The following is a 10,083-nucleotide window of genomic DNA, read 5'->3' on the forward strand; positions in this document are numbered from 1 at the left end:
AAGTTAGTAGGGGTGGACCAGTTAATTTCATCGCAGCCATTGTATTGGCCTAGATTATCAAAGAGTATGTTAGATACACTGCTTTTACCAAAACCAGCTTTAGCAGTACTGTATTTTTGAGATTGTAATTCTTGTTTGGCATGCGGTAGATTTTTCTGAGCTCTATCGGCATAGTATTTAGTAAGGTCATCAACAAGGACTCTGTATGGTACACCTAAGTTAGAAACGTTTTGTAGTTCATGCTCAGAGAGTTCAAGTTGCAGTCCTTCACTGGTTTGAATAGCGCCACAGGTTAAATCGATGCCTTGGTTGCTTAAATTTTGTAATGATCTGAAATTAGGGTTAGTAATTGTAATTCTTTTATATAATTCTTGTGAGTAGCTTAATTGCAAAAATGAAATGCAAATTAACACTAGAGAAGTAATTTTTTTCATAATGAGAGAATCTTATGGTGTATTTGGTTGGTATTTGTATTAAGGCATTATAAAGAGTTGCCTTGTAGTTAACCCAATATCTGTTTTAACTGTAACAATAACATGATTTTTGATGTTAAGATTAGAAAGTGGGATTTTTGTTGAATTATTATTGAATGAATTAAATGATAATAATTTTTGCCCTTGAATGTTATAGGCTATTATTTCTTTAATTTCACTATTTGTTTGAACGTATAACTCTTTAGAATTATTTAAAAACTTTATTGATGTTGTTGCTATTTCTACTTCTGACGTGGATAAAGCACTTTTTGCAATACTTTCGCTTGTTTCTTCACTTTTAAATGCCAAATAAAACCTATTCGAATATTCGCCGCTTTCAATAGTTTTCTTATAGCTTTCGTCATTAATTTGATAGTATTCATCTAATAATGAATCATAAACGAAAATATCTATAAGGGAATCAAAGTATTCTAATCTATCTAAACTAATTTCAATATCACCAGATTGGGACATAAACATCCAGAAAGGATATTTTTTTGTATCATCAAAGGCACCAACACCTTGAATAGTGCAACGCTGCTCATCAACCAACCAATTTAAATCATATGGGAAGGCATCTTGGTTAAGTGCATCGTAGCCATAGTCATAAGCATCACTAGCCGCATTATTTTTGGTAAAGGCCAATAAAAGATGTCTTGTAAAACCATCTGGCATTTTAAAATCAATACGAACTCTCTGTATATTGTTATAAACATAGGTCGAATTGCTATTATCTACTATGGCATTTGGTTTAGCGATACCATTTGAAAAAACAAAAAGTAATGCGATAAAGCATAAGCGTGTAATTTTTGTCATTAGATTTGGGGTTTAATGGACAATAAATATTTAACTATTTGGCTAATATAGAAAATAATATCACAAAACACCATGAAAAGCAAAAAAATACGATGAAATACATCATTTTTATCGAATGACAGAATTTGAGCACAAAAAAAACGGCATTCCATGCCGTTTTTTTCTTCAATATTAGTTTTGGTTAATTGCTTATAACAATCTTTTTGTTCATACTACCACTTGCTGTTTGAACTTCAATAATATAAGTACCCTCAGCAACTTGTCTACTAACTGGAATCCTCATTTCGTTTGAGAATGAAGGTGTATTCGTTTTATTCCAGGATTTAACTGTTTGCCCCAAAATATTATTTAAATATACTTGCTTAATATCATCACCATTAGATGTTTTTATGTATATTTCTTTGCTGTTTTGTAGGTAATTAACAATTATATTATTTGAAACATTATCTTCAATTGATAAAGAGTTATTCTCTTTTTGGAATGTTATATAGAATCTATTTGTATAGTCGCCAGCATCTAACGTCATTCCAAATTTTTGATTTTTACCATTAATTTTAGTGTAGGTTCCCAATAATGAATCATACATATACACCTTGGTATTTGGTAGCATATTTTCTAATTCGCTTACAGCTACTTCAACAGCACCTCCTGTTTTTGAAAAGAGACCAATTGGGTATTGCTTAGTTTTATCAAATGCACCTACTCCTTGAATAACAAACTTTTCGTCATCAATCATAAATAACATATCATTTGGATTATTGTCTAATACTTTCGCATCATAACCATAATCGAAATTATCGGAAGCTACGTTGTTAGGAGTGAAGGCTAACAATAAATAACGTCTGGCACCTTCTGGCGTGCTATATATTAACCTTAAACGTTGTAAACCATCTGCTTCTTTAGTTTGTGGTGTTGATGCATTTTCTTTAGGGTTTTTTGAATTTCCAGATTTTAAAAATATTGAGTTTGTTGGTGATTCTCTTTCAAAGACACGTTGGTCATTCTCAAATTTAACATCTTCACTTAACTTATTAGCTGTCGCAGAAGCGGTGAAAAAGCCTTGTCCTACTGGAATATAATCTCCTGGTATTAAAAAAGAATTACCAGAACCACTAACATAGAAGTTGTCAACGGTATTATACTGTTCACCAGTTGGTGGTGAAATACCTCCACCTAATGTATAGGTAGCATAACCACCTTCATAATCTCTTAAAATATGTGTGTTATTAGAGTCAAAATGAATCCAGAAATATAAAGTACCATCAATACTACCAGTAGTGTCAGGATTAGCCTGACTAGCACTATTATTCGGGTTAAGAAGCGGGATATTATCTTTTATAAATTCTCGCGCATTTATAGCAGAAGGGTAAGGATTTCCTACTAAAGCATTATTGTTTAAATCTATATCTGTGGTAATATCTCCATTATTGGGTTTACCCATAAACACATAATTTTGTAATGTACCAGGTGCACCACTTCCTTTCATGGTGTAACCTAACCCTACATTAAAGGGAGTGTTTTCTCCTACATACCTCCATTCCAGATAAGTGTTAGACGTGAAATTTTCGTAAGTGTAAATCCAACGATCACTTAATGTTTTACCACTTGTACCGGGATTTGGATCATAACTTGATGTCCATTGCAAAGCTAATGGCGACGCAGAACTTGTGCCATCCCTTAACACTGTATTTACACTAAATGGCGTATTGTTATTAGATGTATTTATCGTACTAACAGGAGACGCCCAATAATTATAATTAAAATAATTGGTTGCTCCTTGTTGGTCACGTTCAATGTATCCGGAACTTGAAGTGTCTAATATACTTTCACTAAATTGATTTGTAGGATCGGGCGTATCTGGATCCCCATCAACAACTCTATATCTTTTTTGTACTAATTGCGATTCACCAACTAAATCAATTGTTCCATCAAGTCTTAAATAATGTGTTATCCATAGGCCGTGACCAGGATTGTTTTCATCTTGAGTCCCTGAATTAGTTATAATCAATTCGGTATTGGTATCAGTTAAAAGACCTAGCATAGTTACGTCCTGAGTATTTGATATAACATCATGAGAGACTTGAGCAATATTCCAATCTATTGCATCTCCAGTAATACCATCGCTATTTGGATAATCCCAAACACTGTCACCATATAACCAAGGTGTGCCAACTCCTGTCGTATTCCAATTACCATTAGCTTTTGTTAAATATGGAAGAGGAGCTGTTTCTTCTTGTGTTGTTTCAATATTTCGCATTTGTCCGTCTGAACCAATTCCAAAGGTAGATAGTAAGTACCCTGTTCCTGAAAGAGCAATAGGTTGAAGCATTCTGTAGTATCCAACTAGATTTGACCAATTTAAACCAGCAACGTCTATTGGTATAACAGTTCCTCTGGTTGCGGTACCATTATTTGTAATTGTTTGGTTCATCATTTGTCGAATTTGTTCCACAGTTAAAGCTGTGTTCCAAATACGTAATTCTTGCATCCAACCACTGTAATAATTAACCGGATTTGGATTTCCTCCCGCTGGATTTTGGTCCATAGCACCTAACATAAATTCATTGGTGTTTGTGATAGGGGCAGAACCACTTCCAGTACCTACTTGTATGCCATCAACATAAAGAATATAATCTGAACCATCAAAAGTTACAGCCACGTGATACCACCTATTTGTTCCCAAAGAATTTGATGCTGTAATAGAACCCCCGTTATTATAATTGAATGATAAGCTCGTACCCTGAAGTCTTAAATCGTAGCCGTTTGTCAAATTTGTAGCATCTCTTTTAGAAAATATGGTTTGAATAGGATTATTGGCTCCACCACCGTTTTGATTAGGGTCTGGTTTAACCCATATTTCAAAACTAAAATTACCACTTACATTATATTGATTTTGGAAAGTCACATGATCATTGTCACCATCAAAGTCTAGGGTGTTACAGCCATCTCCCAAAGTAATATTAACTAGATCTTGAGCACAGTCAATTTCCCATAATAATTGGTAAGTCATACCAGCTTGACCCGTAAAAATAGCATTAGGATCTGTATTACTTGAGAGGCTTCCTCCAGTACCTGATACTATAGTCCAAACACCTGGTAATGGATTATTAGCAGAATCTTCTCCTGTGGCATTTAAAGTTGTTGATACAACGCCACAATTCTCTATACTTAAATCTTGATCTAAACCTGCGTTTGCAAAAGTTTCCAGTGGTTGGGTAACATCAATAGAAGCATTTTCAGTACATCCATTAGCATCAGTTACTACTACAGTGTAGGTTCCTACAGCTAAATTAATTGCCGTCTGAGTTGTTTGACCATCACTCCATAAATAATAATATGGGGCAGTACCACCAGAAGGATAAATTTTTGCCGTTCCACCATTGGCACCATTGTAACATTGAGGTTCATTAAATTCTGTTGACAATGATAATGCCGTTGGTTGGGTTATAGTAATATTTCTTGAAATTTGACAGCCATTAGCATCTGTTGCTACCACATTATATGTGCCAGGAGCAAGTGCAATAGCCGTTTGAGTAGTTTGTGCGTCACTCCATAAATAGGTGTAAGGAGCGGTGCCTCCAGTAACATTTATGGTTCCTGTTCCGTTGGCAGCTCCATTACAGCTAACATCCATTTTGGTTGTGGACGCATCTAATGCAGTAGGTTGTCCAATAGTTACATTTGCAACTGCCGTACAATTATTAGCGTCAGTAACTGTTACAGAGTAATTGCCGGTAGGCAAGCCTGTTGCAGCTTGTGTGGTTTGACCATTACTCCATAAATAGGTGTATCCTGAAGTTCCACCAGCAGGTGTTACTGTGGCCGTACCATTTGAATCTCCAAAACATGAAGGTTCAGTATTTGTTACTGTAGCTGTCAATAATGGCGGGTCTGTTAATGTCACTGAATCTTGATCGGTACATCCATTGGCATCCGTTACCGTTACAGTATAAGTGCCAGCAGATAAATTTATTGCTGTTTGAGTTGTTTGTCCATTAGACCATGCATAGGTATATGGCGGTGTTCCTCCAGATGCGTTAGCTTGAGCATAGCCATTAGAACTACCAAAGCAAGGAGGTACTTGTGGATCAAAACTGTCTACATTTAATTCTGTAGGCTCACTAACGGTTACTGAAGTTGTAAACGTATATGGATCTGATACTTCCATCTCTAGGTCAGGATCATAAGTGGTATTTGAATCTGTAACAGTTACAGTATAAGTCCCTGGACTTAAATCTGTTTGGTCTTTAGCAGTTGGATTTAAACCACTTCCATTAGAGGTTGTCCATAAATAACTGTAAGGTTCCGTACCTCCAAAAGCTTCTACGGTGGCTGTACCATTATTACCTCCTGCATAACATGAGATAGGAGTTGCTATGGCAATGGCTGTTAAAGGACTTCCAACTGCAATATCAAATCCTGGACAAAAACATTTAGGCTCTCGTTGTCCGCAAGGTGTTCTAGCTAACTTGGTCCATGAAATTAAAAATTTTGAAATTTCAATAGTACTACCACAAACGTAGTTACTATCAATAAATAAATAGGCTGCTCCAGTACCAATTTTCTTACCTTCATATAAACATTCTTCAATAGATTCAACAGTTACTTCACCAGTTAATGGATGGGTGGTAACATATTCAGCAACAACGTTTAAATTATAATTTGTATTATCGCCATGGTCTAAAAAGAACCAAATATATACAGGTTCGTTTATAATATCTCCAGCTGTACCACAAGAAGGCAGTTTATTCCCATCTGCATCTCCAATGAACCAATCTAGTAATTGATAATCTTGAGATACACAGCGGTCACAATCAACATCAAACTCAATACAGGAATCAATAAATATATCAAAAGAATAACTGACTGTTTGGCCAGAGTCATCTGTTACGGTAAGCGCAATTGTCTTATTGCCTCCAACTGTGTAAGCTAATTCTAATGATGAATTATCATTAACGGTTGTTGTTGGTGGTGGTGTATATTCTGCGTCATTTTTAACATTAGACCCAAAATTCCAATTATATGTTAAATCACCATATCCACCAGTAATAAGCGGATTACCATTTTCGTCTAATAATCTAATGTACAACCTTTGTAGGTCTACAGATAGATTAGGATCACAAGCAGTTTCCTCATCTAAAATAATATTAATAATATCTGCAACTATTACTGTGTCTTCTACCACACAACCTTTACTATCAGTAACAGTAACCCAATAGGTGCCTTGTGATAGCCCTGTAGCCGTTTGATTAGTTGAAATAATTGGGCTACCTGATGCATCATTGGACCATGAATAAGTATATGGTGCAACACCGCCAGTAGGTGTGGCAGTAGCCGTACCATCAGATTGTCCTACTCCAGAGGTAACCATTGTTGTCATATTAACCACTAAAGCTGCTGGATCGGTATAAGTCACATTTTGAACAAGTGTACACCCGTTAGCATCAGTAATAGTAACTTGATAAGGCGTTCCTGATGTTAGGCCAGTAGCCGTAATACCCGTTTGTCCGTTGCTCCAAGCGTAACTATATCCAGGAGTACCACCAGAAGCCGTTACTGTAGCTGTACCATTACTATTTCCCGCACACCCTACAGTATTAGTGGTATAGCTTGCAGTAATTTGAGTTGGTTCTGTTAAAATAACGTCTATTTGTTTTTCGCAACCATTGGCATCTAATACGCCCATGGTGTGTGTGCCTGCAGGTAATCCATTAAACACATTGCTAGCACCGTATACACCATTATTTATATTATATTGATATCCTGGTGTTCCGCCTCCTGCTGTCAATGTTATTGAACCATTACCTCCATTATTACAATCAAGGTCAACATGGGATTCAGATATTGTAATCTCATTAGGTTCTGTTATAATCACTGTAGCGGTCACAGGACAATTGTAGAAGTCTGTTACCGTTAACGTATAGGTTCCTGCTGCCAAACCTGTGGCAGCTAATGTTGTTTGTGCACTAGGATCATCCCATAAGTATGTATAAGGGGCTTTACCGCTAGATACAACACCACTAGCACTACCTGTAGATTCTCCATGGCATAAAACATTTTGCGAACTAGGAATTTCTACTTTTACACGCGTAGATTCATTTAAAACAATTTCAACTACTTCAGATAAGCAGTTCTGTGAATCTCTTACTTGGAAATAATACGTTCCATCTGCTAATCCACCAAAATCACCATCGGTTGTCCAAGTTACTGAAGCATCACCAGTCATCTGGTATTCGTATCCACCGTTACCACCTTGACCTTGAACGACAACACCTTTAGATCCTGGTTCAAGACAGTTGGCATCCGTTAATTGTACATCGGCGATTAATGCTTCTGTTGGACCCGCAATAGTAACAGCTTGATCCACTGTACACCCATTATTATCTCTTACAGTTACTGTATGTGAACCGCCAGTTAATCCATTAAAGGTACCGCTTCCTTGAAAAGCGCCGCCATCAATTTGGTATGTATATGGTCCAGTTCCATTTGCTCCGGCAACTGTTACTGATCCTATAGGTGCATCATAACAAGTAACACCGGTTTGTGTTGTTATTGATGATGTTAATTGTGTTGGTTCCGTAATAGTTACTGAACAAGTTGTAGAACACGTATTAGCATCCGTTACCGTTACTGAGTGTGAGCCTGCTGATAAACCAGTGGCATTAGAAGTAGTTTGTCCATTACTCCATAAATAGGTAAATGGGCCAACGCCTCCAGTAATATTTACAGTAGCTTCACCATCGGAGCCACCATTACAACTTACTGCATTAGTTTCAGTAGCTAAGCAGCTTATTTGATTAATAGTTATAGTTTGAGTCGACGTAGAATCATTTCCAGCATTATCGCTAAATGTCCACGTAACTACTGTTGTAGTTGTTATAGGAAATGTCGCATCTGGAACACCAGTAATAGTACCACCTGTACAATTATCGTTTGTTGTTGGCGTTGCTGGTGTATACCCACAGCCCCAAGTAATATCGGTTAATGTTGGTGCAACAGGAGGGATGTTGTCTACCACTGTTACATCGGCAAAACAATCAGAAGAATTCCCGTTATTGTCTGTAACGGTTAAACGAACAGAGTTTAATCCCAAATCAGAACAGTCAAAAGTTGTTTGACTAGCAACAAGGTTTGAAATACCGCAGGCATCTGTAGAGCCACCGTCAATATTAGTTGCAACTAAAGAGCCATTACCGCTGCCATCAAGAAATACGGTATATGCTTGACATACGGCTGTTGGCTGTACATTGTCTTCAACAATAACCGTAACGTCACAAGTATCTGTATTTCCACCTGCATCGGTTGCAGTTAAAGTAACCGTATTTGAGCCAATATCAGTACAATCGAATGTTGTTTGACTTACGGATAAGGAAACGCCGCAATTCGAAGCAGCAAGTCCATCATGGCTACCGTTGTCTAGTAGAGCGGGATCTAAGGTATAGTTTCCATTGTTGTCCAATTGAACAGTTAAAGGTGTTGCTCTACATATGGCTACTGGATCAATATCATCTACAACTGTTACATTAGCAGTACAAGTAGATGTGTTTCCCGCACTGTCCGTTATAATAAGCCCTACTTGTATCACGCCTACGTCTGTGCAATATATTCTGCCATCAAAATTATCAAATGCAACACTTACATTGCCACAATTATCATAGCTACCATCATTAATATCATTAGTACTTAGCTTGTCTCCTTGTGTATTAGCACCATCGGAATCTAATATAATTGTATAGTCTTTGCATTGTGCAACTGGTGGTTCATTATCATTAACTGTTACCGTGAAGCTACAAGTTTCTGTGTTGCCATTAGTATCTTCCACTTCATATGTAACGGTCGTGGTTCCTACAGGAAATGCGCTACCCGATGCTGGGCCAGATATACGAGTTACACTGTCTACTCCACAATTATCATTTGCTATAGGAGTGGAATAGTTTACTACTGCAGTACATTGGCCAGAATCATTATTAACTATAATATTTCCAGGGCATGTTATAGTTGGAGGTGTATTGTCTGCAACGCCTACAGAAATCCCGTTAATATCAAAAGTACAGTTATTGGCATCTATGATTGTTACACTATAAGACCCAGCAGTTAATCCAGATTGATTTTGAGCAGTAGGGTTAACACCAGTTCCAGTCCAAGCAAAAGTATAGCCTGTGGTTCCACCAGACACAGTAATATTTATTGCACCGTTATTACCTCCAAAGCAAGAAATATCTGTAACAGATTCGGAAGCAGTTAATTGAGTTGGTGCAGCAGCTATTGTAGCACTTGCATTTGCAGTACATCCATTGGCATCTGTTACTGTATAGTTATAAGTTCCAGCAGTTAGATTAGTTGTTAGATCACCAGAATAAGTCAAAGTTCCAGTTCCTCCGCTTGAAGCTAAAGTTACTGTTCCTAATTCTCCAAAACATTGTGGATCGTTTGCTGTGGCAGTAAATGTAATATCTGATGGAGCAGCTGCTATTGTAGCACTTGCATTTGCAGTACATCCATTGGCATCTGTTACTGTATAGTTATAAGTTCCAGCAGTTAGATTAGTTGTTAGATCACCAGAATAAGTCAAAGTTCCAGTTCCTCCGCTTGAAGCTAAAGTTACTGTTCCTAATTCTCCAAAACATTGTGGATCGTTTGCTGTGGCGGTAAATGTAATATCTGATGGAGCAGCTGCTATTGTAGCACTTGCATTTGCAGTACATCCATTGGCATCTGTTACTGTATAGTTATAAGTTCCAGCAGTTAGATTAGTTGTTAGATCACCAGAATAAGTCAAAGTTCCAGTTCCTCC

Annotated in this window: 3 protein-coding genes; all 3 read right to left on the minus strand. The window is 37.1% G+C overall.

What is annotated here, in order from left to right; all coding sequences use genetic code 11:
* A partial coding sequence (locus FEF17_RS14215) for a hypothetical protein (protein ID WP_139003089.1) occupies positions 1-392 on the minus strand: 392 nt, incomplete at its 3' end.
* An 81-nt stretch (positions 393-473) separates the two neighbouring features.
* Positions 474-1,289 (minus strand): DUF8693 domain-containing protein, encoded by an 816-nt coding sequence (locus FEF17_RS14220; protein ID WP_139003090.1) that lies wholly within the window; start codon positions 1,287-1,289, stop codon positions 474-476.
* Between the two features lie 181 nt (positions 1,290-1,470).
* Positions 1,471-10,068 carry a DUF8693 domain-containing protein gene (locus FEF17_RS14225; protein WP_211342491.1) on the minus strand — a complete coding sequence of 2,866 codons (8,598 nt, stop codon included), beginning with the start codon at positions 10,066-10,068 and terminating at the stop codon, positions 1,471-1,473.
* Between the last annotated feature and the right edge of the window lie 15 nt (positions 10,069-10,083).

This window comes from Hyunsoonleella aestuarii, assembly GCF_006148925.1.
Classification (GTDB): Bacteria; Bacteroidota; Bacteroidia; order Flavobacteriales; family Flavobacteriaceae; genus Algibacter_D; species Algibacter_D aestuarii.

Excerpts from the sequence above, each read along its gene's own strand:
- FEF17_RS14220 (WP_139003090.1), bottom strand. The coding sequence starts at position 1,289 with ATGACAAAAATTACACGCTTATGCTTTATCGCATTACTTTTTGTTTTT.